This window comes from Paenibacillus sp. ACRSA, from assembly GCF_022346845.1.
Classification (GTDB): domain Bacteria; phylum Bacillota; class Bacilli; order Paenibacillales; family Paenibacillaceae; genus Paenibacillus.
Genome location: NZ_JAKRNP010000006.1, coordinates 92,017 through 116,297, shown reverse-complemented (window position 1 = coordinate 116,297; position 24,281 = coordinate 92,017). Strand labels below are relative to the sequence as shown.

Sequence of the window (24,281 nt, the reverse complement as noted above, 5' to 3'; positions counted from 1 at the left end):
GATCAAAAATAAAAATTTTATAGCCATGCCAAAGATTCATCATGTTTTCCTAGCGCTTGGGGTACGTTAAACCTGAGACCTACCTGTAAAGAGCTCACTTCAGGTGGACAAAGGAGGAGCAGATGAAGATTTCTTTGGGTCGACAATCCATTCTGCTTTTGGGCGTGAATGGATTGTTTGTGTTAGCAGGAGCTTTATCGGGAACGTTTCTGAATGTGTACTTGTGGAAGAGCCGGCCAGACTACGCTATGTTAGGTTGGTTCACGGTCAGTCAGCAACTTGCCATCGGGCTCACATTTTGGATTGCTGGTAAATGGGTTAAGGAACATAACAAAATGAGTGCGTTACGACTAGGAACAGCATTATCAGGGCTTTTTTATATGACAGTTCTCTGGGTTGGTTCTAGCGCTGTAGACTGGATTTGGCCTCTGGGCATACTGTTAGGGTGTGCATTAGGTCTGTTCTGGATTGCATTTAACGTTGTATATTTTGAAATAACAGATCGCGATAACCGGGATTTATTTAATGGCTGGGTTGGCCTGTTAGGATCGATGACAGGTATTATCGGGCCATGGTTCTCTGGTCTAGTCATTTCCCGAATGACGGATAATACGGGATATCGCCTTATTTTCACGGTGTCTCTGGTCATTTATGTGATTGCAGTTGTGTTCAGTTTCTTTCTCAAAAAAAGAAAGGTGAGCGGTACATACCGATGGTCGGAGCCTTGGCTCCAGCTGTCTAAACCGCATAGTCCTTGGAGGCCGCTTGCTTTAGGGTTATTTGCTCAGGGGGTGCGTGAGGGTGTATTCGCATTTTTAATCGCTTTACTGGTCTATGTGGCTACTGCTCAGGAGTACAAACTAGGGCAATTTTCTCTCATCACTTCTGCCGTAGCACTTGTAAGTTATTGGGCGGCAGGCAAATGGTTTAAGCCACAGTATAGAGCGAAGGGAATGCTCATTGGAGCCATATTGCTGCTGGTTGTGTTAATGCCGCTTCTCTGGAAAGTGACCTATGGTACGCTGTTGATCATGGGAATCGGGAGTGCCTTTGCGATGCCTTTGTACATTCTGCCGATGATCTCAGCGGGGTTTGATATGATGGGCACGAGTGGTGAAAATGTCGAGAAAAGGGTAGAACTTGTCGTATTAAGAGAGCTTTCCCTGATGATTGGTCGGCTGTTTGGATTGGGGGTCTTTATTCTAACCGTCATGAATGAACCTTCGCTGCGAACGCTAACTTGGTTAATTATCATCTTAGGAGCCTTTCCGCTAATTGGTTGGGTCTTTATGCGTAAGATGTTAAGACACACTGAAGGAAAAGGTACAACATCGTCATAAATCTAAGAACATATGTTGGCTTAGATTATGCCTCTTCATAGTGTGGTGCTGACAGTATGAGAGTGCCAATGGTTACTATATGTATGGTAAAAATAAAAAGGTACATTCAAGGATGTAACTCCTGTGAATGTACCTTTTTTGTGTTTCAGTTTTAAATGTAGCTGCTTCAACTGCTGTTATTGTCTAGACCTTATCGACATCACTATACTTATATGCTTACTCCGGTTAAACGGGAGAAGGTTTGCTGGTTCTTGTGAGGGAAAATAGATCCAAGTCGGGATTCTTTGTACCCGTAGCAATGAGCTCCGTAATTAGCCTTGCGCCAATCATGCTGTACACTGTCCCGTTGCCACCATACCCTTCTACAAAATATGAATGTGGATAATCTGGATGGGGTCCAATTAGGGGGAGCCCATCATGCGTGCTACCAAACACCGCTTCCCAAGCATAATCCACTTCAAGTTCGGATAAAGGGAAATATTCTGCAATCTGTTGAAGTAGAATGTCACCTTTATGAGCTGCTTTAATCGATCGTTGATCCTTACGCGGGCGTTCCTCATCAAGTCCACCTGCAATAATTCGTCCATCTGGTGTTGTACGCATGTACAGATACGGTCTGGCAGTTTCCCATATCATGCACTGTTCATACCAGCTGCTAAGATCCTTCAGAGGTTTGGTAGCAATGGCGTAAGTGCTCTTTAGATATGCCCCGCGATCATTCTTAATCTCTTGCGTTTCATATCCTGTAGAGAAAATAACATGCTTGGCACGAATTGTTCCTTGTGGTGTATAACATACCACTCCATCCTCATTGTAATCGCAATGGGTCATGGTGGTATGAGCGAAGACTTTGGCTCCCTGATTTGAGGCCGAGTCGATGAGTGAGTGAACCAAGCGATACGGATTAACCTCCGCATCACCACTTGTATACAATGCAGCTCGTTTGCTGAAAGGGAACACGGAACGAATCTTGTCTTCATTCCAGAGCTCTACATCGAATCCGTAATGCTTCAGATTGCGATATTCCTCCTCAAGCATAACTACATCATCCTCATCACTTGCGCAATATAGACTTGTGCGAGGCACAAACCAAGGATCAATTTCAAGCTTTTGTGCAATCTCGGCTAGCTGCTGCATTGCATCTCGACACAACTCATAAAATCGTACTCCTGTCTGTTCTCCAAATGTTTGGATACAGGAGGTAAGTGTCTTATCATTCGTATATTGGAGTAAACCCGTGTTTGCCATACTACTGCCATGCCCGATCTCTCTTTTGTCAATGAGGATGGTTTGAATTCCATGATCGGTTAGAAGCTTGGCAGACAATGCTCCAGCCATCCCACCGCCAACAATCAGGCAATCACAGGTAAGGTTCTCTTCTAAAACTGGATAATTGCGTGTCGGTTGGAACGTGGTTGGCCAGTACGTTTTTCCGTTAATGAGTTCCACAATAGACCACCTCTGTTCATTTGATGAAGTATACTTTTTCAGGACAAGGTAACAATAAATTCGCATAAACTTTAGGTTAAGGAGGTCAGACATACATGCAATATTCACAAATGCAAGCACTGAGCCCAAAGGAACTGAACTACATTGCGGATTCAATCTCCAATGAAGAAATGCTGATTAAACAGTGTGCTGCCACAGCATCCATCTCACACCAACCACAGATTGGGCAGGCATTAAACCAATATGTTCGTGCCCATGAACAACATTTGAACACGCTGATCCAGGCTCTGCACCAACATCAATCTCTTGCACCTTCCCAGTCGCAATAAACCTCAAACCGTTAGCAAGTGATTTTAATGCATAGGAGGAAAATACGTGTACACACAATCTTTGTCATCCAGTGGGAATTTTATGCAAGAACAGGACTTGTTGAAGTCGATTCTTGCAGATTTGAGACGAACTTCTCGGGAATATACGACAGCAACTACGGAAGCTTCCTGTCCTACAGTTCGTAAAATGTTCAATGATCTGACGAATGATACTCTGCGTTTACAGGGTGAACTGTTCAATCTGATGCAACAAAACAACATGTATTCTGCATCGTCCAAAGCCCTACGTTCAGATGTTGATAAGCAGCTCCAGTCTGCACAGCAGACACAGCAGAAATGTCAGCAATTCATTCAGGAGAAGAATACGCAAAGCAGTCCATACAGCCAGGCACCTAATGTGCCTCAGCATCAGCCTAGTTACGGTAATCCTTATTACATGTAACCTCTGGAAAAGGGGTTTGAAGCACAAGCCTGTATGAAGACCATACCACCGCTTGCCTGAATTCAAGGCAGGCGGTTTTTGTCTTTGCATCAACGTTAAATTCATGTAATATAAGTATTAATTCATTGAAGAGATAGCTCGAACACGTACGTTAAGGAACTTGGATGACGCTGGAGGTAAACACATGAAGGATTTGAACGACCTGCAATTGAAAGTTCTGAATTTGTTGAAGGAAGACGCGAGAAGGACTCCCGCGCTGCTGTCTACGCTGCTCGGAGAGTCGGAAGATAAGATTAAGAATGTCGTCGCACAGCTGGAGCAAGAGCATGTCATCGTCAAATACGCAACGGTCGTTAACTGGAGCAAAATTGATGACGAGAAAGTCACAGCACTGATCGAAGTTCAGATTACGCCAGAGCGTGGTCGGGGATTCGAAGGTATTGCTGAACGAATCTACTTGTATCCTCAAGTAAAATCGGTTTATCTCATGTCGGGAGCATATGATTTGCTCGTTGAAGTTGAAGGTGGCAACCTTCGTGAAGTTGCTAATTTTGTATCCGAGAAACTGTCTCCAATCGATTCAGTACTCTCCACCAAAACGAATTTTATTCTAAAAAAATATAAGCAGGACGGGATTATTTTTGAAGACCATCAGGAAGACAACCGTCTCATGATCTCGCCGTAAAGGAAGATGTGTCATGATAGTGAATGAACAGACAACAGGGAATAACAAGAAAATGACTTCGTATCTGGCACCATTGGTTCAGCAGATACCGCCATCCGGAATTCGTAAGTTTTTTGATCTGGTTGGTGATAACAAAGACATCATTACACTTGGCGTCGGGGAACCGGACTTTGTTACGCCATGGCACATGAGAGAAGCTTGTGTGTATTCATTGGAAAGAGGCATGACTAGTTATACGTCAAATGCCGGTATGCCGAAGCTGAGAGAAGCCATCAGCGATTATTTGCATACCCAATTCGATACAAAGTATGATCCGAAGGATGAAATTATCGTAACGGTTGGCGGCAGTGAAGCGATTGACCTCGCCTTACGGGCCTTGATCGTACCGGGAGACGAAATACTAATTCCAGAACCGTCTTATGTAGCATATTCACCCATTGCTTCAATTGGTGGGGGTGTGCCTGTTGGTGTTGAGACCTATGCCAAAGATCAATTCAAAGTGACAGCGGAGGCACTCGAGGCAAGCATTACGCCCAAATCCAAAGTTGTGATTTTGTGTTATCCAAGCAATCCAACCGGAGCAATTATGACGTATGAAGAATGGCTTCCGATTGCTGAAGTGATCAAAAAGCATGATCTTATCGTCATTGCTGATGAGATATATGCTGAGTTGACGTATACGCAAAAACACGTTAGCTTCGCTTCAATTCCTGATATGAAGGAACGCACAATTCTAGTCAGTGGATTCTCCAAAGCATTTGCTATGACTGGTTGGCGGATCGGATACATGTGCGGACATCCAGAGCTTATTGCGGCAATGCTCAAAATCCATCAGTATACGGTTATGTGTGCTCCTGCGATGGGGCAAGTTGCTGCACTTGAAGCTTTAACGAACGGATTAGGTGAGAAGGACAGAATGGTGGAGTCCTATAATCAGCGCAGAAGGCTGATCGTACAGGGATTCCGTGATATTGGATTAGACTGTCATGAACCCCAGGGTGCATTTTACGCATTCCCAAGTATTCAAAAGACAGGCCTTACTTCTGATGTTTTTGCTGAACGATTGCTCACAGAAAATAAGGTTGCTGCTGTGCCTGGTAATGTGTTTGGCCCACAAGGTGAAGGTTTCCTTCGTTGTTCTTATGCAACTTCAGTGACTCAATTGAATGAAGCGCTGGAACGAATCGGAAATTTTGTTTACAAGATACAGAAAGAGGGTTAATAAGTAAAAGGATTCGTTTGTATGGTTAGAAAAGGATACCCGAATGATACAATTTGTTATATTAGAAAAAATGACTTTCTTTTACAAATTATTGTGATATAATTTCAATTTGAAATAACTTTTTCTAGCATTTAACATTCGGAAGAACATTTTCCAAGGAGGGGTTAGCTTGTTTTGTGTTGAATATGAGTTACCGACTAATCGTGGACAATATCTGGCTGAAGGCGATCATGGCGACCGATGGTCGGTGAAACGAGATCACGCATCATTGCATGACATTTCCTTGGAAGATGAAATTCATCTGCTGCGTCTGAAGATGGAGCAGATCTTCCTTGAAGAAAAATCGTTCACTTCTGACATCGTTATTGAGATCAGTAGTCTGCTTGATCTGAAGATTAACGAGTACATGAAAGCTAATGCGATCAAAAGCAAATGATATCTTGCCAAGTATGTAATATAGATTGCTGTTGTTGCAGGCTATCGAAACGTTACGTATTTTGGCTGTAGAGAGACCCAGAGGGGTCTCTTTTTTTGTGGCATGAGTCGAATCATAGTCTTAGAAGGCGTGCTTATTTTTTTGCGTGGAACAATTGTGATATATTGGACATAGGAGACAAAAGGGGGAGCTGGAATGAAAAGAGTTTGGGGTCTAATGGCAATCATCTCCATAATTTTGGTGCTTACTGGTTGTGGAGGAAAGAGTGGATTCACGATTTTTATTATTGATAACCAGGGTGATCCGTCCGTTATTTCAGAACAACTACAGGCGAATTTGCAGCAAAAACTAGGTGAAGAGCCTAAAGTAGAGGTTGTCACTAGTGCGATGTATGATGTACAGAAAATCTTGGTAGAATATGCCGCAGGTGGGCATGATATTTTTATACTGCCTGAAGCAGACATGAAGCAATATGGAAACAATGGCTCAAACGTGTCTTTAGATGATACATTCGATCAAGAGAAATACGAGCGAGGAGTATTTGAAGGTGGAGTTTTTGTTGAAGATGGCACAGGAGATGATGGATCTGATATCAAAAAAGAAACACATCTCTATGGAATTCCGCTTGAAGATATGAAGATGTTCCAAGAAGTGCAGTATGCTGCGAAAAATTTATTTGCAACCATTCCAGTATCCGCTTCAAATATTGAAGAATCGAAGAAAGTACTGAAGGCATTAACAGAGTAATAGGTGTGAAGCCTAGCTATGGAAGGAGGGGAGCGGATTGTTGATTACGGTCACTGGGGGTATAGGTAGTGGTAAAACGAAGTTTGCCCTTGGTTATGCGGCGGAGATCAGCCGGGAAGGCATCTATTTATCAACTGGCGATCATGAAGCGATCATTCCGGAATTTCCATCCGCTCACTATCGTGTCATTGAAGCTGGGAATGGTCAACAACTGACGGAAGTTATTCATCAGATTAATCGAGAATCTAATTTATTTCTGGCAGATCGTCGGATTGTAATCGTAGATAGTTTAACCTCGTGGATGGTTGCTGGTTTTAGAGCGAATGACGATTTGGATGAACAACGTGTAGAAACGCAGCGATTGCTGGATGCCATGTTGTCTTATCAAGGGAAGATGCTTGTTATCACCAATGAAATGCATGGTTCACTGAACCCAACGGAAGAAGAGCGTATCTTCGCTGCAAGAATGGCATCTGTGAATCGTGCACTTCAGGCGCACTCTGAACAAGTCTACATGCTCGTATCTGGTCTAGCGATGGAGCTTAAGGCACGTTCAGTACGTTATGAATAAATCGTCTTATATCATACGAGTCATGGCAAAGGCTACATAATGGACGTTTAATAAAGAAAGACGTGCGGTCTATAGGAGACGGCACGTCTTTCTTTATAGGGGCACTAGTGAGAGTAACTGAGGAAAGAGTTAATCATACCCATCCTTTACGTGACTTACATTAGGGTGTATCTTAAAATTCACTTACGGCTCTCGGAGTTCTAAAAACACAGCTTAATTCCGAGCTCTACTCCGTTTGATCCACCAAATTATGAATCCTACAATAAGGATTGCGAGAATGATGTAAATCACAAGGGAGTACACATCCATAAAGCTCAGAATACTTTCCCATGATGCTCCAAGTGCGGCTCCAACAGAAACAAGAATAATATTCCATACGAATGTACCGATTGTGGTAAAAAGCACGAATAATCCAAACTTCATATTGGACATACCGGCAGGGATGGAAATTAAGCTGCGAACAAGAGGAATCATACGGCAGAACAAGACAGTCCACATTCCGTATTTATCAAACCATGCATCTACACGATAAATGTCCTCTTTTTTGATACGTAAAATATGACCCCAACGGTCTACTATTTTCTCTAATCGATTCACATCAATTAACAGTCCAATGGCATATAAAATGATAGCTCCAAGTACAGATCCGATCGTTGCAGCAATAATAACGCCAGGCAGTGTGAGGCTAGTATACGTGGTCATAAATCCGCCGAATGGCAAAATAATCTCAGAAGGAATGGGCGGAAATACATTCTCAAGGGCAATTATCAGCGCGATTCCTATGTATCCATACTGTTCCATGAAATCGGTTATCCAATTCTGCATCATCGTCTCCTTTTTTATGGGGGTTTATCAATTTCATGTATACTCAGCATTACAACTCAATTCAATATACGTGGCAAGCTTCCAAGCGGTTTCTGAAAAAAATGCATTTCCGTATCTTATGGTGGTCAAGTATACTGGTTAAGTTGAAGTTAAGGAATGTTCGCATTACTAATAACCCGAATATTCTACCGCGCGAATCAATAACAATTGGAGGGATTAGCATGGGCATATACACACGAACAGGTGACGAAGGTCAAACATCAGTGATTGGTGGACGGGTCATCAAGGATGATGATCGAGTAGAGGCATATGGAACAATTGATGAACTGAATTGTTTTGTGGGACAAGCAATCAGTTTAATTGATCATGCAACAGGGCAATTCGAGGATCTCCGAGAGCATTTGCTTGAAGTACAACAGGAGTTGTTTGACTGTGGATCAGATCTCGCTTTTGTAAGAATTAGTGAGACAAAATATAAAGTGCGTGATGAGATGGTTACTAGATTGGAACAATGGATTGACATGTATGATGCGGAGAATCCAAAGGTAGAACGTTTCATTTTGCCTGGGGGAAGTCTGCTATCATCTACACTGCATGTATGCCGTACTGTATGTCGTCGTGCGGAACGCCGTGCAGTTACTCTTGGCCAACATACCGATATTAATCCATCGGTAAGACGTTATTTAAACCGTTTATCGGATTATTTCTTCGTGGTTGCACGGACAGCCAATGCGAGACAACAGGTAGCTGATATTGAATATGTGCGGAGCAAAAAAGTTTTCCGCCGCAAAGAATGAGCCTGTATTATTCGCCGCTTGTCTATACGATTCCTGAGCAGGAGGATGGCTGGCTGCTGAAGACCGTGCTACAGCGGCGGCTGCAAGTATCCCGTAAACTTTTGTCGAGATTGAAGCTCACGGAACAAGGAATCATGTTGAACGGAGAGCGTGTGTATATCAGCGTGAAGGTATCCGCGGGGGATCGACTCGAAGTTCGAATGGAACAAGAAGAATCAGATGACATTTTGCCAGAAGAGCTACCTTTTAACATTTTATATGAAGATGAGCATCTGCTTATTGTAAACAAGGACTCCGGCATTATCGTACATCCCACGCATGGGCATTATACAGGTACGCTAGCCAATGGCGTTGTCCATTATTGGAAGTCCAAAGCAGAGCGCTTCCGCTTCCGCCCAATTCATCGTCTGGATCAGGAGACATCAGGTGTGCTGGCGATAGCCAAAAACCCTTATGTGCACCAGCACGTGTCGGAGCAGATGATTGCGGGAACGGTTGATAAAAAGTATATGGCTATTGTGCATGGTTGCCCCGCTGAAGTAGAAGGTGCGGTGAATGGTCCGATTGACCGTGACCCAGAAGAGCCTCATCGTCGAATCGTATCACCTGATGGTTATGCCGCCCGAACCTTGTACAGAGTGGTAACTACGTGGGGAAATGACAGTGCTAGTGTGGTGCATCTGAAATTGGAGAGTGGCCGAACCCATCAAATTCGTGTACATATGACTTCAATTGGTTGTCCGCTAGTTGGTGATCGAATGTATAAGACCTTGCCAAGCGATAGAATCGATGCTGAGACAGAGGCGATGCGAAACGAGCGAGATGGGTGGATTGATCGTCAAGCGTTACATGCTTACGAGCTATCATTCGAACATCCTATTCTGAAGCAGCGGATGACATTCCAGGCACCACTGCCTCCAGATCTGGCAGCTTTGGAGAAACGACTTGATGCCGAAGCGCAACCCAGAGAGGAACGCATCTGAAGAGCGCAACCATGCTGAGTATTTGAGTGATCCATATGAAATGGATTGCTTGTGAAGTAAAACTGCAATGCGATGGTATTGTTTTCGAGCGACTTTTGGATTTGCAAAGCAAACCAAGGGAAGCGAGAAAACAAAACCGGAGCATCACAAAACCGGAGCGAAGGAGGAACAACACGATGAGTCAATTAAAAGTATATCAGTACGCCAAATGCGGAACATGCCGCAAAGCAGTGAAGTGGCTGGAGGCACAAGAGTATCAGCTAGAGTTAATTCCTATTTTTGATAACCCGCCTACTGAAGCTGAGCTTACAGATTTGATCCAGAAGAGCGGACTTGAGGTTAAGAAATTTTTCAATACCAGCGGAGAGGTTTACAAAGAGCAGCAGCTGAAGGATAAGTTGCCTGGGATGTCGGTAGAAGAGCAGATTCGTTTGCTGGCTTCGAATGGTCGTCTTATCAAACGTCCCATTGTAACGGATGGGGATAAGGTCACCGTGGGATTCAAGGAAGATACGTATGAGCAGGAGTGGAATAATCGCTAAGAACTACGGATAACTTGGATTCTACCGTAACTGAAAAGGTAGTGTAATCGGTGCCCTGAATATTAATAATTCAGGGCTTTTTTGGCTGTCCGATAAGTGGTAGAACTATGCTATAATGATAGAGTTATTTTGCAAAGCAATTATATTTTATTGGTTACACACAAGATAGGAGAGAGTAAACACAAGTGAATCAACGTAATGAACCTACTTTGTTGCTAGTAGACGGTATGGCAGTGTTGTTCCGGGCATTTTACGCAACATCTGCAAGCGGATATATTAGACGTACAAAGGCAGGCTTGCCCACCAATGCAGTTTACGGATTTATCCGTTATTTCTGGGATGCGGTTCAGACCTTTGAGCCAAGTCATGTCATCTGTTGTTGGGATATGGGTGGAAAGACGTTTCGTGGCGAAGAGTACGCCGCTTACAAAGGCAATCGTCCCGAAGCTCCAAATGATCTAATTCCGCAGTTTGAGTTAATTCGTGAAGTCATGGATAGTCTGAATATTCCGAACATTGGAGCAGCTGGATATGAGGCTGACGATTGCATTGGCACGTTAGCGAAATATTACACAGAGCAGACAGACATGAATGTAATGGTACTGACGGGTGATCATGACATGTTGCAACTGATTAATGATCGTACAAGCATTATTATTATGAAAAAAGGTCATGGCAACTACATGGTGTACACACCAGAGTCGCTAATGGCGGAGAAACAACTTACACCGCGCCAGGTCATTGATATGAAGGGCTTGATGGGGGATGCGAGTGACAATTATCCAGGGGTTCGAGGCATTGGTGAGAAGACGGCGCTGAAGCTTGTTCAGGAGTATGATTCAATCGAAGGGATTCTGGACAACTTGGATAAGCTTACACCTTCGGTACGCAAAAAAATTGAGAATGATCTGGACATGCTTCATCTGTCCCGCAAATTGGCAGAGATTCACTGCGCTGTTCCAGTTGCATGTGCACTGGATATGTGTGAATTACGTCTGGATCCGGAAACGGTGATGGACAAGTTTGAACAACTTGAGATGAAGAGCCTTGGCTCTTGGATGGGAGTGGCAATAGGGTGAGCAGTATTCAAACACGAAGATCAAGTAAGAGATGGTGGACAGGGGCTATGGCTCTTGTCCTGGCTTTACCGGTATTATTGTCAGGGGCAGTAAGTGCTCCGCAGACAGTCGAAGCAAAAGCAGCAATCAGCACAAAAGTGCAGAAAGTAAAAGCAGCAGGACGTAGTTTCACCGTGCAAACGGTTAGTATTCCAAAAGGCACACCAGTGACAGTAGGATTAGCGAAGAAGCAGGTAGGTCAGACAGCAACATTGCCTTCCATTGTCAAAGCGTATGGGGCGCAAGCAGCGATTAACGGAGCTTTCTTTGAGGCTTATAATGGTGCTCCAGATCCATATGGTATGTTAATAGCTAATGGTAAAGTAATACATATAGGAAGATACGGTACAAGCATTGGTTTTAAAGAAGATGGCACAGCTATTATGGATTCACTTCGTGTGAACTTAACAGGTATGGTAACGACGCCAGAAGGTAAATCTCGCAGTTGGTACGCTACCTTTATTAACAGAACCCCTTCAGCAAATGCAAGCATTACGATGCTGTACACGCCTGAGCGTGGTTCAACGGTTGGGTTCAAAGGTGGTACAGCAGTAGTGATCGAGAAAGGGATCGTTACCAAAAAAGTACCGAATACCAATATTGCCATTCCTAAGAATAGCTCAGTTCTGGTCTTCACAGGCAGTCATAAATCGAACGCCGATCGTTTCGTGGTTGGCTCCACGGTTGAGATGAATTATAAGTACACGAATGCAGCAGGCAAGGAAATTCCTTGGGATGAAGTCGTTACTGCTGTAGGAGCTGGCCCGCGTCTCGTTAAGGATGGAAAGATTTCGATTAATCCAGCAAGTGAAGGCTTCAAGGATCCGAAAATCCTGAATGCCTCTGGTGCAAGAAGCGGGATCGCTATCATGGCCGATGGTTCGGTTCTTCTGGCGACCGTTTCCGGAGCAACGATGAAGGAATGGGCTGCTGTGATGCAGAAGCTCGGAGCGAAGCAAGCGATGAATCTGGATGGTGGTGCATCATCAGGTATGTATGCTGGTGGTAAAATGCTCACTTCGCCTGGTCGATTGTTGAGCAATACACTCGTTTTTGGTGGCTCCGTTAAATAAACCGTGAACAATGAAAGGGAGGAATGCACAAATGAAACTCACACAACAATCCGAATCGGGCGACATCCCGACGGCTGTCCTAGCCATAAATGTGGGTCAACCTAAACCCTTGCCTGGTCAGAAACGTGAAGTGCTGAGCGGAATTGTGAAGACTCCCGTTTCTAGTCCTGTGTTCTTATCATTCACCGGCATGACTGGGGATGCACAGGCTGATCTAGAGCATCACGGGGGACCTGATAAGGCGGTTTGTGTTTATGACCATAGTCGTTATCCATTGCTGGAGCAATTGATGAATCGCAAGCTGGAATGGGGAGCTTGTGGCGAAAATTTGACAGTCGAGGGCTGTGCAGAGGATCTGGTGCGAATTGGCGATGTGTATCAATTAGGCGCCGCTATGGTTCAGGTTAGTCAGCCCAGACAGCCTTGCTTCAAGTTGGCAGCTCGATATGACTACAAGGGTTTGCCTGTATATTTTCAGGAAAGTGGGCATACCGGCTTTTATTTTCGTGTGTTACAAGAAGGAGAAGTGAAGCCAGGTTCTGAGTTCAGACGAATCAGCACGGATTTAACCTCCATGACAATTCTGGAAGCGAACCGGGTGATGCATCAGGGTAAGCAGAACGCGGAAGGCATTCGTGCTTTGCTGGCGATTACAACGCTCTCGGACAGCTGGAGACAGACATTGTTAAAACGTTTGAACAAGCTGGAAGCCGAGTCGTTGGATTGAACAAGTAGAGTGATCGATAACAGAATGGAATTCCTTTTATATTAATTGAGGAGTGTGACGAACATGACGATCTTAGGCGCAATTGAAGCTGGAGGCACGAAGTTTGTATGTGGTATTGGAAATGAAAAGGGAGAAGTGTTGGAACGAGCTAGCTTCCCTACTACAACCCCCGAAGAAACGATGACACAAGTCATTGCTTTCTTTGAAGGCAAAAATATTGAAGCACTAGGTGTGGGTTCTTTTGGTCCAATCGATCCGATTGAAGGTAGTCCAACGTACGGATACATTACAACTACACCCAAACCGCATTGGGGGCAATATAACCTTATTGGCAAATTGAAGGAACATTATGATGTGCCAATGACGTTTGATACCGATGTCAATGGAGCTGCACTTGGTGAAGCGACTTGGGGCGCAGCCAAAGGCTTAGACAGTTGCTTGTATATTACGGTGGGTACAGGAATTGGTGCAGGTGCTGTAGTTTCTGGTCAAATGGTGCATGGATTGTCTCATCCAGAGATGGGACACATCATCGTACGTAGACATCCGGAAGATACCTTTGAAGGCTTCTGCCCTTATCATAGCGATTGCCTAGAAGGGCTTGCTGCGGGTCCAGCGATTAACAAACGATGGGAACAACCAGCTTATGAGTTATCATCGGATCACAAAGCGTGGGAGATCGAAGCCCATTACTTGGCGCACGCACTAATGAACTATGTTCTGATTCTCTCCCCACAGAAAATTGTGATGGGCGGCGGTGTGATGAAGCAGGAACAGCTCTTCCCGCTGGTACGCAAAAAATTACAGGAATTGCTTAACGGCTATGTACAGCATCCAGCACTTCAGGCCGATATTGATCAATATGTGGTTTCACCGGGTCTTGGAGATAATGCAGGACTGTGCGGTTCCTTGGCGCTTGCGAAGCTTGCGCTAGATAAGTAAGGTATACCGCATGAAATGATTGACGAATTTTTCCAATATGGTATGATATGAGCAACAGCATAGCACGGTTTGTTGAGGAAGCACCTCTCTTGCATTCATTTTGCAGGAGAGGTGTTTTTTTGTGCCTTTTTAAGGTGGCGAAGGGAAGCCTTACAAGCGTGTGGCTGAAACTCGAAGGAGGGAATGACCAATGGAAGTCATTTTTATGAACAGATTAGCAAGATTTACAGATCAGAATGAAGAGCTTGCACAAGTGTGGATTGGCGAAGAAGAAGGAGCATGGCATCTGGGTTGGAGTTTGTATGAGGAAGGGGATCGAGAGGATACGGTTTGGTATGAGGGCAGTTCGTGGGAAGAACTCATGCATATTTATCGTCATCAACTAGCACTACAGATGAGTGAAGGGTTCCGACCGTTACTACAAGGTTTATTTCATGAGATTGAAGATTTGCGATCACGAAATTATGGTGGACAACGGCTTCAATGTTATAGCGAGTTATATGCCAATGAAACATTGTACGCAGATTTATGCACATGGCGTAGAAAGAGAGCCGCTTCTGACCGAAAGGCACCTTATTTTATTGCAACGAACCGTTTGCTTCGCATGATTAGTTCGTATGTGCCGCTGACGATGGATGAGCTGATGCAATTGCCAGGAGTTGGAGAGAGCAAGGCTACCGAGTATGGTCAGGCATGGCTGGAGCTAACGAACGGAGTGGAGCGTTCCACCGTATTTCCACTCGACTGGGTATACTCTGCATTGAAAGAAGAGGAGTATGAGAACTGGCTTTATCGACAGAAGGAACAAAAGTATAAGCAGGAACTAGATAAATTCAAGACACGCAAACAAGTACTGGAAGGCATGAAGGAAGGGCACACGTTAGAGGAAATTGTTCACCGTTCGGGATTGTCACGTCGAGAGTTAATCGAATTACTGGAGATCTTAGATCTAGAGGGTTATGATACGGATTGTCTTCTTGATGCAGAGCTTGCTATCATGCCTGAACAAGAACAAGAAGCCGTTTGGAGCGCCTATGAGGAACTAGGAGACACGTTTCTGAAGCCTGTGCTACATAAAGTATATGGGGAAGAGAAACCAGGTGGAGGTAGCCTAGAACAGGTATATGAGAAGCTTCGTATGATCCGGATTCGTTATCGTCGTCATATAGAGACAGAGCAGAACGTCAGTTAATGTGCGATTAGACCCAAAAAAGACGAGGCCATAACCCCAATAGGGAGGCTTCGTCTTCTATTCTCATTTATATGTTCATTCCGAGTCTAATCAAATCCAGTCTTTTTTGCGGAAAATGAAGAACATACTCAGGCCAAGTGTCACCATAAGTCCAATGACCACAAAGTATGAATACTTCCAGTGCAATTCTGGCATAAATTCGAAGTTCATCCCGTAGATACCGGTAATAACGGTCAAGGGCATGAATACTGTGGTGATGGCGGTAAACACACGCATGATCTCATTCGCTCGGTTAGCGATACTGGATTGATAAGCCTCACGTAAGTTGCCCATCAGATCCCGATAGGTTTCGAACGTCTCGGATATCTTTACCGCATTCTCATAAATATCACTGAAGTATTTTTGCAATTGATCATCAATGAGACGCAAGTCTTTTTTGTTAAGAGTATTAATGACCTCTTTTTGAGGACCAAGCACTTTTTTGAGCCATAGAATCTCACTACGAAGCCCGATTATTTCGTTAAGGTGAGATTTTTTGGTGTGCATTAGAATATCTTCCTCAAGCTTCTCGATCCGTGCCTCAATTCGATCACCGACAGTAAAGTAATTGTCGACAATTAAGTCAACCAGCAAGTATAACAGACGATCCGGAGTGCTGATTTCCTGTTCCCATAGAATAGGTTTTAAAGTTCGCAGCTCACTGACTTTCTGTTTGGTCACACTGATAATGAAATGTCTGCCCAAGAACAGGTTGACGGCACGTAAAAATATCTCTTCATCATCAAAACGAATGCTGTTAATGACAATAAAATAATGACTTTCATAAATTTCGATCTTCGGACGCTGTTCCTCGTCACTTAAGCAGTCTTCGACCGCCAGGTCATGCATCATAAATAGCGGCTGAAGCACGGCTAAATCATCCACATCTGCATCAATCCAGTAAAAGCCCTCCGCTGGTGGAGTCAGCGCTTGCTGAATGTCCTCCACTGGGATAAATACACCGTTGTTTACCAACCGGATTTTCATCGTTATCGACTCCTTCTGCACCCGCCGGGTTGGCGGATCTTCATCATTATGGGCGCAAAAAGAATAGATCAGCCGGTCGGCAGCGGAGCCTGGTGATCAGGTCTGCGTTCGCTCTATATGCAAACGGAAGTAACGTCCCGCTGCCGGCATGCTGATGTCAATTCTCTATGCTGTTTGTCGGAATTCGGCTGCCAGTCAGGCCTCGGGTCGCCATCCATTGATTATGTCACCTCTCACATAAGGGTTTACAACACCTGTTTAGTATACCGCTGGTCCAAGGTGCTTTCAAGCGCAAAAATGTGTCTATTTCGCGCCCTGAGGCAGTGTATGACAGGAGGTGAAAAACAGTTCCGAGATGTAGAAACTTAGGATGAACTGTAGCTTGACGTGAACGAATTAATGTTTTAAAGTAAACGGAAAGCAATTAAATTTCAAAAATTAAATACAGCGAAATCTTATCAAGAGTAGGTGGAGGGACTGGCCCGATGAAACCCGGCAACCGGCGGTATACCGCACGGTGCTAATTCTTGCAGCGACTATGTGCCCAAGAGGTACTGTTGTAACTGAGAGATGAGAGAGGCGCATATCTATTTACATATGACCTTTCTCGGAATCCGAGGAAGGTCTTTGTTATATGCCCCGACTTCTCAGCACTGATTTTCGCTAAGGAACTTGAGCCTGTCTCACGGCATTAGACATAGGATTCTATGCTTGTAGAGCAAGCTCATGGCAGCGTATGCTGCAATCTATTTATGCTCAAGGAGGAGTTTGACACCATGCCAATTAAAATACCGGACACTTTACCTGCGAAGGAAGTGCTTGCAGGAGAAAACATCTTTGTCATGGACGAGACATCCGCATATCAACAGGATATTCGTCCGCTTCGTATCGCTATATTAAACCTTATGCCAACGAAAGAAACGACCGAGACCCAGCTCTTACGTTTGGTTGGGAATACACCTATACAGGTTGACATCGTTCTGGTGCATCCGAAATCTCATACGTCTAAGAACACTTCCCAGGAGTACCTGGATGAATTCTACAAAACATTTGATGAAATCGAGCACCGCCGCTTCGATGGCATGATCATTACAGGTGCACCCGTAGAACAGATGGATTTCGAGGACGTGAACTATTGGAAGGAAATCCAGGAAATTTTCGAATGGACCAAAACCAATGTAACTTCAACCATGCATATATGTTGGGCCTCACAAGCAGGCTTATACCATCACTTCGGTGTTCCTAAAGTTTCGCTGGACGAAAAGTGCTTTGGCGTATTTCCACACACGATTAACAAATCTCACGTCCCACTTCTGCGTGGTTTCGATGAAGTGTTTAATGTTCCTCATTCACGTCACACTGAAGTGCGTCATGAAGATATTGAGAAGGACGAGCGTCTTGAAATTTTGGCTGAATCTGAGGATGCAGGTATTTTCCTAGTTGCAACCAAAGACGGTAAACAGATTTTCGTTACCGGACATGCTGAGTACGATCCGTTATCCCTCAAGTGGGAATATGATCGCGATGCAGCCAAAGGATTAAATGTAGCGCTACCTAAAAATTATTTCCCGAAAGATGATCCTTCTCGTGTTCCTCCAGCGACATGGCGGGCGCATGCTAACTTATTATTCTCTAATTGGCTCAATTACTATGTGTATCAAGAAACACCTTACGATATTGGCCCGCAAATTTAATCGAGATAACAGGGGGATTTCTGCAATGGAAGATAACAAGTTGAAAATCGAAAGCCGCTTAGCTCAAATTGGTTCTATTAATGAACCTGTAACAGGTGCGATTAACTTTCCAATCTATCAAGCAACAGCGTTTCGTCATCCGAAGCTTGGACAGAGCACGGGATTTGACTATATTCGCACAACGAATCCAACACGTAAAGTGTTGGAGGAGGCAGCAGCAGCACTGGAGTCTGGTGATGCAGGTTTTGCCTGTAGCTCAGGCATGGCAGCACTGCAAACGATTTTCGCATTGTTTAGTCAAGGAGACCATCTGATTGTATCTCTCGATCTGTATGGGGGCACATATCGTCTGCTTGAACGTATTCTATCTCGTTTTGGTGTAACAGCAAGCTATGTAGATACCAATGATCTGGTTGCATTAGAGAAAGTTCTCCAGCCGAATACCAAAGCGGTCTTTATTGAGACACCAACCAACCCGCTGATGATGATAACAGATGTCGAAGCGGTAAGCACATGGGCGAATAGCCATAACCTGTTGACTATCGTGGACAATACGTTGTTGACTCCATTCTTCCAACGGCCAATCGAGCTGGGAGCGGATATCGTTATTCATAGTGCAACGAAGTACCTTGGTGGACATAACGATGTACTTGCTGGATTGATTGTGACCAAAGGAGAGGAACTGTCAGCAGAGATGGCGTTCTTACACAACTCTATTGGAGCAGTGTTATCTCCAACAGATTCCTACCAGTTGATGAAGGGTATGAAAACATTGGCTCTTCGGATGGAGCGCCATGAATATAACGCATTGACAATCGCTAAATATCTTTTGGAGCACCCAGCTGTTGGTGAAGTCTATCACCCTGGATTGACGGATCATCCTGGATATGAGGTGCAGAACAAGCAATCCAGCGGTAACACGGGGATCTTCTCTTTCAAAGTGAAGGATGCTCGTTACGTAGAGCCATTGCTGCGTCATATTAAACTCATCGCATTTGCTGAAAGCTTAGGCGGCGTTGAATCATTAATGACATATCCAGCAGTTCAAACTCATGCCGATATTCCGATTGAAATCCGTGACGCTGTCGGTGTGGATGATCGTTTGTTGCGCTTCTCCGTTGGTATTGAGCACGCAGAGGATCTTATCGCAGATCTGGCGAATGCCCTAGCAGCAGCAAAACTCGAAATTGAAGGAGGAGCACATCATGAGTGAACAGAACAAAAATTCCGGTTCTTCTGATTCTTCTAAATTGAAATTCGATACAAAACTGCTGCATTTTGGGGATGAGGTAGACAAAACGACGGGAGCTTCCAGTGTGCCGATCTATCAGGCGTCTACCTTCCATCATTTTGATATCTTCAATCCACCACAACATGATTACAGTCGTTCAGGGAATCCTACGCGTCAGGCTTTGGAGGATTACATCACCCTGCTAGAAGGCGGGGTACGTGGTTTTGCGTATTCTTCAGGGATGGCAGCAATCTCCAGTGTCTTCATGATGTTCTCGGCGGGGGATCATATCATCGTGACAGAGGACGTGTACGGCGGAACGTATCGCTTACTGACCTCGATTTTAAACCGGATGCAGATTGAAACGACATTTGTCGATATGACAGATATTGAAGAAGTAAAAGCAGCGATTCAACCAAATACGAAGGCTGTTTATATGGAGACACCTTCTAATCCAACGCTGAAGATTACGGATATTGCTGCAGTAACATCATGGGCTCAGGAGCATGAGTTAGTTACAATTCTGGATAACACATTTATGACACCTTACTACCAGCGTCCAATAGAGCTAGGTGTAGATATCGTTGTACATAGTGCAACTAAGTTCCTGGGTGGTCACAGCGATGTGTTAGCAGGACTTGCTGTAGCTCGTACAGAAGCTCTGGGTAAACAGCTCAAGCAGTTGCAGAACGGGTTGGGTACTGTGCTTGGAGCGCAAGAGTCTTGGTTACTCATGCGTGGAATGAAGACACTTGGCGCTCGTATGGCACACAGTGAACTGAGCACAGCCAAGCTTGCGGCATGGTTGAATGAACGAAGTGATGTTTCAGCTGTTTATTATCCAGGGTTACAGGATCATCCAGGTCGCGAAGTGCACGAACGCCAGTCAACGGGCTATGGTGCTGTCGTATCCTTTGATGTAGGTTCTGGGGATCGTGCCAAGGCAGTGCTTAATCGTGTGAAGCTGCCAATCGTTGCTGTGAGTTTGGGAGCAGTAGAGAGTATATTGTCTTACCCTGCAATGATGTCTCATGCCGCAATGCCTGCAGCGGTTCGCCGTGATCGCGGAATCACAGATGGATTGCTTCGCTTCTCAGTCGGTCTTGAGGACATTGATGATTTGATTGCAGATTTGGAGCAAGCACTGCAGGAATCCTAGGAAAGCGGAGCGTAGATTAAGCTACGTGAGCAACGGTTATAGCGGCTGAATTCCATTTTCGATGCTGAGATGCTGTTAGGCATCCTTCGTATTATAAATCGGGTTATTTGAACAAATTCTATATGTCTACATTTTCACTTATTTTTAAAGCACCTGCTCATAAGGTGCTTTTTTTCACATGTAACCTGTGTTACGATAGTTGGAGTACAGAAATACGATGTTTTCACCGGAACTTGTGTATCTAATCCACAAGCTAGGATGATCGTTATCATATTTTCACTTCATGAGGGAGGCTTTTTTATAATGAGTACGGTAGACCGTATCTTAGATAAAGCCCTTCGGGGCGAGCGTTTAGATTTAGAAGATACGATTCAACTATTTGAATCGGACGAAGTGGACAAAATTGGGGCGGCAGCTAATGTTATTATGAAACGCATGCACCCTGAACCATACAGAACATTTGTAATTGGGCGTAACATCAACTACACAAACGTGTGTGATGTATACTGCCGTTTTTGTGCTTTCTATCGCAGACCTGGTTCTGATGAAGGTTACGTATTGCCTGATGAGCTGATCTTCCAGAAGATTCAGGAAACGGAAGACGTTAACGGTACCGAAATTCTTATGCAGGGCGGTACGAACCCGAATTTGCCATTCAGCTATTACACAGACATCCTCAGAGAGATTAAAGCGCGTTTCCCGAATATCACAATGCACTCCTTCTCTCCGGCTGAAATTATGAAAATGGTTGAAGTTTCGGATGGTCTTACACTGGAAGAGGTTGTACGTGCGATTCACGAAGCAGGATTGGATTCCCTCCCAGGTGGTGGTGCTGAGATTCTAGACGACCGTACACGTCGCAAAATCAGCCGTCTAAAAGGCTCATGGCGCGATTGGATGGACGTTATGCAAACGGCTCACCGGATTGGGATGAACACGACAGCAACGATGGTCATTGGTCTTGGTGAATCCATGGAAGAGCGTGCATTGCATCTGATGCGTGTTCGTGAAGCTCAGGATGAATGTATCGCTAATAAATATGACTCTGAAGGGTTCTTGGCATTTATTCCATGGACATTCCAGCCGGATAATACCAACCTCAAATTAGAGCGTCAGACACCTCAAGAGTATCTAAAAACGGTGGCAATCAGCCGTCTGGTATTGGATAACATCAAAAACATTCAATCTTCATGGGTTACAATGGGACCTGAGATTGGTAAGAAATCTCTTGAGTTTGGTTGTAATGACTTCGGTAGCACAATGATCGAGGAGAACGTCGTATCTGCGGCAGGTGCAACCTACAAAGTAAACATTGGTTCAATTCTTCAACTGATTCGTGAAGCAGGTTACATTCCAGCCCAACGCAATACCAGATACGAAATTCTGCGTATGTTTGATGAGGAAGAGAATACCCTTGAGCAAGACTTCGTTATGCAGAACTAGTAATTAATTCAACATAAGCTTATTGATTCTTAACGAAGCCATAATGCCGCGATGTTCCTTCATGTAGAAGGACTTCGCGGCTATTTGTATTATCAACTAATATCTTCTATTTAGAGAAATGGAGAGCCTAATCAGATCATGAAACAGTATATAATCCACATATGAAGGTATTTTATATTCTTATTGAACTGGTACAATGAAAAAGCAATGAATTTTACATGACCTCAGATGTTCTCAAATGATATATAGGAAAGGGGTAGGATGATGAAGCAAAGAATACTTGGAAGGACAGGACTACACGTCCCCGTACTAAGCTTCGGTGCATCTTCATTGGGTTCGGTATTTCGTAATATTGATCCTAACGAAGGTATTCGTACTGTACATGCTGCACTAGATGCAGGAATGAACTACATCGATGTGTCTCCTTATTATGGATTAACGAAAGCCGAGACCGTGTTAGGTCATGCGATTCGTACTGTGCCACGTCAATCCTATACGTTATCAACGAAGGTGGGGCGATATGGTGAGCATGAGTTTGATTTTTCACGTAAGCGCATTCAGGAAAGTGTGCAGCAGAGTTTAACAAGGCTTCACACAGACTATATTGATATGTTGTTTCTTCATGATATTGAGTTTGTACCAGCTGATATCATTATTGAAGAAGCCTTTCCAACCTTGTTAGACCTCAAAGAGCAAGGAGTCATTCGATTCGCGGGCATATGTGGACTGCCGTTAACCTTGTTCGAGAAAGTATTGCCACAGATCGAAGCCGATGCGATCATCTCGTATTGTCATTACACCTTAAATGATACATCGTTATTATCTCTGCTGCCGCTACTGGAAAAAAACAATGTTGGTCTTGTGAATGCTTCGCCACTCGCCATGGGTTTATTAAGTACTAGAGGTGCGCCAGCTTGGCACCCTGCGACTAAAAGAGTGAAGCAGGTTTGCCTGGAGGCTGCGCAATTCTGTGCCGAGCAAGGCAGTAACATCGCGAAGCTTGCTGTGCAGTATGCAACCGCCAATGAGCAGATCCCAACCACTTTGGTGAGTAGTGCGAGTGTTGAGAATATCCGCAATAATGCTGACTGGCTAGATGAGGAGTTAGATCAGGAATTGCTCTCAGCAGTGCTCCGTATACTTGCACCAATTCATAATGAGACCTGGCCAAGTGGTCTTTCAGAATATAATTAAAATCATGTAGGAAGCATCTAAGGGGGAGTAGAGATGAGAGCTGTCGTATGTGAAGAAGTTGAACATCTAACCTTACAGGACATACCTGAGCCTGAAAGAACCGAGCATGAGGCGATCGTTTCAATTAAACGCATTGGTATCTGTGGTACAGACCTTCATGCGTATAAGGGCAATCAGCCATTTTTTACATATCCTCGTGTGTTAGGACATGAGTTGGCAGGTGTCATAGAGGATATCGGGCAGAATGAAGCAGGTTTACAAATCGGGGATACGGTTAGTATTATTCCATATTTGCACTGTGGACGATGTATCGCGTGTCGTTCAGGTAAAACCAATTGCTGTGTCTCCATGCAGGTGATGGGTGTACATGTAGATGGCGGCATGCGAGAAAGAATAGCGGTACCTGTATCTCATCTATTGCGAGCGGAAGGGCTGACGTTGGATGAAACTGCGATGGTGGAACCCCTGAGTATTGGAGCTCATGCCGTAAGAAGAGCTAGAATACGGCCAGGAGAACAGGTTGTTGTCATCGGTGCAGGACCGATTGGTCTTGGGGTAATGGCATTCGCCAAACAAGCGGGAGCTAGAGTTATTGCCGTGGATCGAAATCAGGAACGATTGGAACTTAGCCGCTCTTTGGCAGGGGCAGACATCTTGGTACAAGCAACAGGACAAGCAGTGGAACAAGTCAGAGAAGTTACGGAAGGAGATTACGCTACCGCGGTCTTCGATGCAACAGGTAACGTCAATTCGATGAATGAAGCCATTCGTTATGTTGCTCATGGTGGGCAGCTAATATATGTAGGTTTGGTCAAAGCGGATATTACCTTCCATGACCCGGAGTTTCATAAACGGGAGATGAGTATACTGGGAAGTCGGAACGCGACGCGAGAGGACTTTGAACAGGTCATGCAAGTTTTGCAAGCGAAAAGACTGAATTTGGATGCCTACATTACGCATCGAACGTCTTTTGATCTGTTACCTTCGGCTATCGAGCAGTGGCTACTTCCAGAGTCTAAGGTCGTTAAAGCGATCGTTGACTTATAGAGGTCAATCAGTCTCTAACAACATAAATACCAAAAACTCTCTCAGATCCTCAGGATAACAAGTATCC

The 24,281-nt window shown here is 44.5% G+C and carries 25 protein-coding genes and 1 riboswitch; of the genes, 22 read left to right on the top strand and 3 right to left on the bottom strand.

What is annotated here, in order from left to right:
- Window positions 1–122: 122 nt before the first annotated feature.
- The gene (locus MH215_RS18295) at window positions 123–1,340 is read left to right on the top strand and encodes an MFS transporter (RefSeq protein ID WP_056698602.1); all 1,218 of its coding nucleotides are present in this window, start codon (window positions 123–125) and stop codon (window positions 1,338–1,340) included.
- A 225-nt stretch (window positions 1,341–1,565) separates the two neighbouring features.
- Here the strand turns inward: MH215_RS18295 and MH215_RS18290 are convergent, their stop codons facing one another.
- Window positions 1,566–2,789 (bottom strand): NAD(P)/FAD-dependent oxidoreductase, encoded by a 1,224-nt coding sequence (locus MH215_RS18290; RefSeq protein WP_239292364.1) that lies wholly within the window; start codon window positions 2,787–2,789, stop codon window positions 1,566–1,568.
- Between the two features lie 95 nt (window positions 2,790–2,884).
- Between MH215_RS18290 and MH215_RS18285 the strand changes: the two genes are divergently transcribed.
- The 7 genes from MH215_RS18285 (at window position 2,885) to MH215_RS18255 (ending at window position 7,221) form a co-directional block, all read left to right on the top strand.
- Window positions 2,885–3,118, top strand: coding sequence for a hypothetical protein (locus MH215_RS18285; RefSeq protein WP_056698596.1), 234 nt, complete (start codon window positions 2,885–2,887; stop codon window positions 3,116–3,118).
- A 46-nt stretch (window positions 3,119–3,164) separates the two neighbouring features.
- Window positions 3,165–3,560 carry a spore coat protein gene (locus MH215_RS18280; RefSeq protein ID WP_145047976.1) on the top strand — a complete coding sequence of 132 codons (396 nt, stop codon included), beginning with the start codon at window positions 3,165–3,167 and terminating at the stop codon, window positions 3,558–3,560.
- A 184-nt stretch (window positions 3,561–3,744) separates the two neighbouring features.
- Window positions 3,745–4,245, top strand: a complete 501-nt coding sequence (locus MH215_RS18275) for an Lrp/AsnC family transcriptional regulator (protein WP_056698588.1) — start codon at window positions 3,745–3,747, stop codon at window positions 4,243–4,245.
- A gap of 13 nt (window positions 4,246–4,258) precedes the next feature.
- Entirely contained in the window at window positions 4,259–5,467 is a 1,209-nt protein-coding gene (locus MH215_RS18270) for an aminotransferase class I/II-fold pyridoxal phosphate-dependent enzyme (protein WP_128101082.1), read from the top strand.
- A 169-nt stretch (window positions 5,468–5,636) separates the two neighbouring features.
- Entirely contained in the window at window positions 5,637–5,903 is a 267-nt protein-coding gene (locus tag MH215_RS18265; protein ID WP_239292362.1) for an aspartyl-phosphate phosphatase Spo0E family protein, read from the top strand.
- 195 nt (window positions 5,904–6,098) lie between these two features.
- On the top strand, window positions 6,099–6,650 hold the full coding sequence (locus MH215_RS18260; RefSeq protein WP_056698582.1) for a type 2 periplasmic-binding domain-containing protein: 552 nt from the start codon (window positions 6,099–6,101) through the stop codon (window positions 6,648–6,650).
- A 37-nt stretch (window positions 6,651–6,687) separates the two neighbouring features.
- Window positions 6,688–7,221: a bifunctional adenosylcobinamide kinase/adenosylcobinamide-phosphate guanylyltransferase gene (locus MH215_RS18255; protein WP_239292361.1), complete on the top strand. Its 534-nt coding sequence runs from the start codon at window positions 6,688–6,690 to the stop codon at window positions 7,219–7,221.
- Between the two features lie 213 nt (window positions 7,222–7,434).
- Here the strand turns inward: MH215_RS18255 and MH215_RS18250 are convergent, their stop codons facing one another.
- Window positions 7,435–8,046, bottom strand: a complete 612-nt coding sequence (locus MH215_RS18250; protein ID WP_239292860.1) for a DedA family protein — start codon at window positions 8,044–8,046, stop codon at window positions 7,435–7,437.
- 221 nt (window positions 8,047–8,267) lie between these two features.
- On the opposite strand from MH215_RS18250, the gene MH215_RS18245 reads away from it, so the two are divergent.
- From MH215_RS18245 to MH215_RS18210, 8 genes are all read left to right on the top strand, one after another.
- Window positions 8,268–8,843, top strand: a complete 576-nt coding sequence (locus tag MH215_RS18245) for a cob(I)yrinic acid a,c-diamide adenosyltransferase (RefSeq protein ID WP_056698573.1) — start codon at window positions 8,268–8,270, stop codon at window positions 8,841–8,843.
- A complete protein-coding gene (locus MH215_RS18240) occupies window positions 8,840–9,826 on the top strand; it encodes an RluA family pseudouridine synthase (RefSeq protein WP_239292350.1) in 987 nt (328 codons plus the stop codon). The genes MH215_RS18245 and MH215_RS18240 overlap by 4 nt, the downstream gene beginning before the upstream one ends.
- Before the next feature lie 176 nt (window positions 9,827–10,002).
- Window positions 10,003–10,368, top strand: a complete 366-nt coding sequence (locus tag MH215_RS18235; protein ID WP_239292348.1) for an arsenate reductase family protein — start codon at window positions 10,003–10,005, stop codon at window positions 10,366–10,368.
- A 185-nt stretch (window positions 10,369–10,553) separates the two neighbouring features.
- Window positions 10,554–11,447, top strand: coding sequence for a 5'-3' exonuclease (locus MH215_RS18230; protein WP_239292346.1), 894 nt, complete (start codon window positions 10,554–10,556; stop codon window positions 11,445–11,447).
- Complete coding sequence (locus MH215_RS18225; protein WP_239292344.1) at window positions 11,444–12,559, top strand: phosphodiester glycosidase family protein; 1,116 nt, start codon at window positions 11,444–11,446, stop codon at window positions 12,557–12,559. Before MH215_RS18230 ends, MH215_RS18225 begins: the two co-directional genes overlap by 4 nt.
- Window positions 12,560–12,590: 31 nt before the next feature.
- Window positions 12,591–13,286, top strand: a complete 696-nt coding sequence (locus MH215_RS18220) for an MOSC domain-containing protein (RefSeq protein WP_239292342.1) — start codon at window positions 12,591–12,593, stop codon at window positions 13,284–13,286.
- A 63-nt stretch (window positions 13,287–13,349) separates the two neighbouring features.
- Window positions 13,350–14,228, top strand: a complete 879-nt coding sequence (locus tag MH215_RS18215) for an ROK family protein (protein ID WP_239292340.1) — start codon at window positions 13,350–13,352, stop codon at window positions 14,226–14,228.
- 190 nt (window positions 14,229–14,418) lie between these two features.
- Window positions 14,419–15,420 (top strand): HRDC domain-containing protein, encoded by a 1,002-nt coding sequence (locus tag MH215_RS18210; protein WP_239292338.1) that lies wholly within the window; start codon window positions 14,419–14,421, stop codon window positions 15,418–15,420.
- A gap of 90 nt (window positions 15,421–15,510) precedes the next feature.
- On the opposite strand, the gene corA is transcribed toward MH215_RS18210, so the two are convergent.
- Window positions 15,511–16,446: a magnesium/cobalt transporter CorA gene (gene corA / locus MH215_RS18205; protein WP_056698553.1), complete on the bottom strand. Its 936-nt coding sequence runs from the start codon at window positions 16,444–16,446 to the stop codon at window positions 15,511–15,513.
- Between the two features lie 452 nt (window positions 16,447–16,898).
- A riboswitch (SAM riboswitch) is annotated at window positions 16,899–17,023 on the top strand.
- Between the two features lie 199 nt (window positions 17,024–17,222).
- Here corA and metA point away from each other — a divergent pair.
- The 6 genes from metA (at window position 17,223) to MH215_RS18175 (ending at window position 24,214) form a co-directional block, all read left to right on the top strand.
- Window positions 17,223–18,140 (top strand): homoserine O-acetyltransferase MetA, encoded by a 918-nt coding sequence (metA, locus tag MH215_RS18200; protein WP_056698550.1) that lies wholly within the window; start codon window positions 17,223–17,225, stop codon window positions 18,138–18,140.
- A 25-nt stretch (window positions 18,141–18,165) separates the two neighbouring features.
- Window positions 18,166–19,353: an aminotransferase class I/II-fold pyridoxal phosphate-dependent enzyme gene (locus tag MH215_RS18195; RefSeq protein WP_239292336.1), complete on the top strand. Its 1,188-nt coding sequence runs from the start codon at window positions 18,166–18,168 to the stop codon at window positions 19,351–19,353.
- Window positions 19,346–20,530 carry a trans-sulfuration enzyme family protein gene (locus tag MH215_RS18190; RefSeq protein ID WP_239292326.1) on the top strand — a complete coding sequence of 395 codons (1,185 nt, stop codon included), beginning with the start codon at window positions 19,346–19,348 and terminating at the stop codon, window positions 20,528–20,530. The genes MH215_RS18195 and MH215_RS18190 overlap by 8 nt, the downstream gene beginning before the upstream one ends.
- A 303-nt stretch (window positions 20,531–20,833) precedes the next feature.
- Window positions 20,834–21,973 (top strand): cyclic dehypoxanthinyl futalosine synthase, encoded by a 1,140-nt coding sequence (gene mqnC, locus MH215_RS18185; protein ID WP_056698541.1) that lies wholly within the window; start codon window positions 20,834–20,836, stop codon window positions 21,971–21,973.
- A gap of 264 nt (window positions 21,974–22,237) precedes the next feature.
- Complete coding sequence (locus MH215_RS18180; protein WP_239292858.1) at window positions 22,238–23,167, top strand: aldo/keto reductase; 930 nt, start codon at window positions 22,238–22,240, stop codon at window positions 23,165–23,167.
- Between the two features lie 33 nt (window positions 23,168–23,200).
- Complete coding sequence (locus tag MH215_RS18175) at window positions 23,201–24,214, top strand: zinc-binding alcohol dehydrogenase family protein (protein ID WP_239292313.1); 1,014 nt, start codon at window positions 23,201–23,203, stop codon at window positions 24,212–24,214.
- The last annotated feature ends 67 nt before the right edge of the window (window positions 24,215–24,281 follow it).

Bases quoted from the DNA above. Each gene is read 5' to 3' on its own strand.
- MH215_RS18295 (WP_056698602.1), top strand. From the start codon at position 123: ATGAAGATTTCTTTGGGTCGACAATCCATTCTGCTTTTGGGCGTGAAT.
- MH215_RS18285 (WP_056698596.1), top strand. From the start codon at position 2,885: ATGCAATATTCACAAATGCAAGCACTGAGCCCAAAGGAACTGAACTAC.
- MH215_RS18275 (WP_056698588.1), top strand. From the start codon at position 3,745: ATGAAGGATTTGAACGACCTGCAATTGAAAGTTCTGAATTTGTTGAAG.
- MH215_RS18270 (WP_128101082.1), top strand. From the start codon at position 4,259: ATGATAGTGAATGAACAGACAACAGGGAATAACAAGAAAATGACTTCG.
- MH215_RS18260 (WP_056698582.1), top strand. From the start codon at position 6,099: ATGAAAAGAGTTTGGGGTCTAATGGCAATCATCTCCATAATTTTGGTG.
- MH215_RS18250 (WP_239292860.1), bottom strand. From the start codon at position 8,046: ATGCAGAATTGGATAACCGATTTCATGGAACAGTATGGATACATAGGA.
- MH215_RS18245 (WP_056698573.1), top strand. From the start codon at position 8,268: ATGGGCATATACACACGAACAGGTGACGAAGGTCAAACATCAGTGATT.
- MH215_RS18240 (WP_239292350.1), top strand. From the start codon at position 8,840: ATGAGCCTGTATTATTCGCCGCTTGTCTATACGATTCCTGAGCAGGAG.
- MH215_RS18235 (WP_239292348.1), top strand. From the start codon at position 10,003: ATGAGTCAATTAAAAGTATATCAGTACGCCAAATGCGGAACATGCCGC.
- MH215_RS18220 (WP_239292342.1), top strand. From the start codon at position 12,591: ATGAAACTCACACAACAATCCGAATCGGGCGACATCCCGACGGCTGTC.
- MH215_RS18215 (WP_239292340.1), top strand. From the start codon at position 13,350: ATGACGATCTTAGGCGCAATTGAAGCTGGAGGCACGAAGTTTGTATGT.
- MH215_RS18210 (WP_239292338.1), top strand. From the start codon at position 14,419: ATGGAAGTCATTTTTATGAACAGATTAGCAAGATTTACAGATCAGAAT.
- corA (WP_056698553.1), bottom strand. From the start codon at position 16,446: ATGAAAATCCGGTTGGTAAACAACGGTGTATTTATCCCAGTGGAGGAC.
- metA (WP_056698550.1), top strand. From the start codon at position 17,223: ATGCCAATTAAAATACCGGACACTTTACCTGCGAAGGAAGTGCTTGCA.
- MH215_RS18195 (WP_239292336.1), top strand. From the start codon at position 18,166: ATGGAAGATAACAAGTTGAAAATCGAAAGCCGCTTAGCTCAAATTGGT.
- MH215_RS18190 (WP_239292326.1), top strand. From the start codon at position 19,346: ATGAGTGAACAGAACAAAAATTCCGGTTCTTCTGATTCTTCTAAATTG.
- mqnC (WP_056698541.1), top strand. From the start codon at position 20,834: ATGAGTACGGTAGACCGTATCTTAGATAAAGCCCTTCGGGGCGAGCGT.
- MH215_RS18180 (WP_239292858.1), top strand. From the start codon at position 22,238: ATGAAGCAAAGAATACTTGGAAGGACAGGACTACACGTCCCCGTACTA.
- MH215_RS18175 (WP_239292313.1), top strand. From the start codon at position 23,201: ATGAGAGCTGTCGTATGTGAAGAAGTTGAACATCTAACCTTACAGGAC.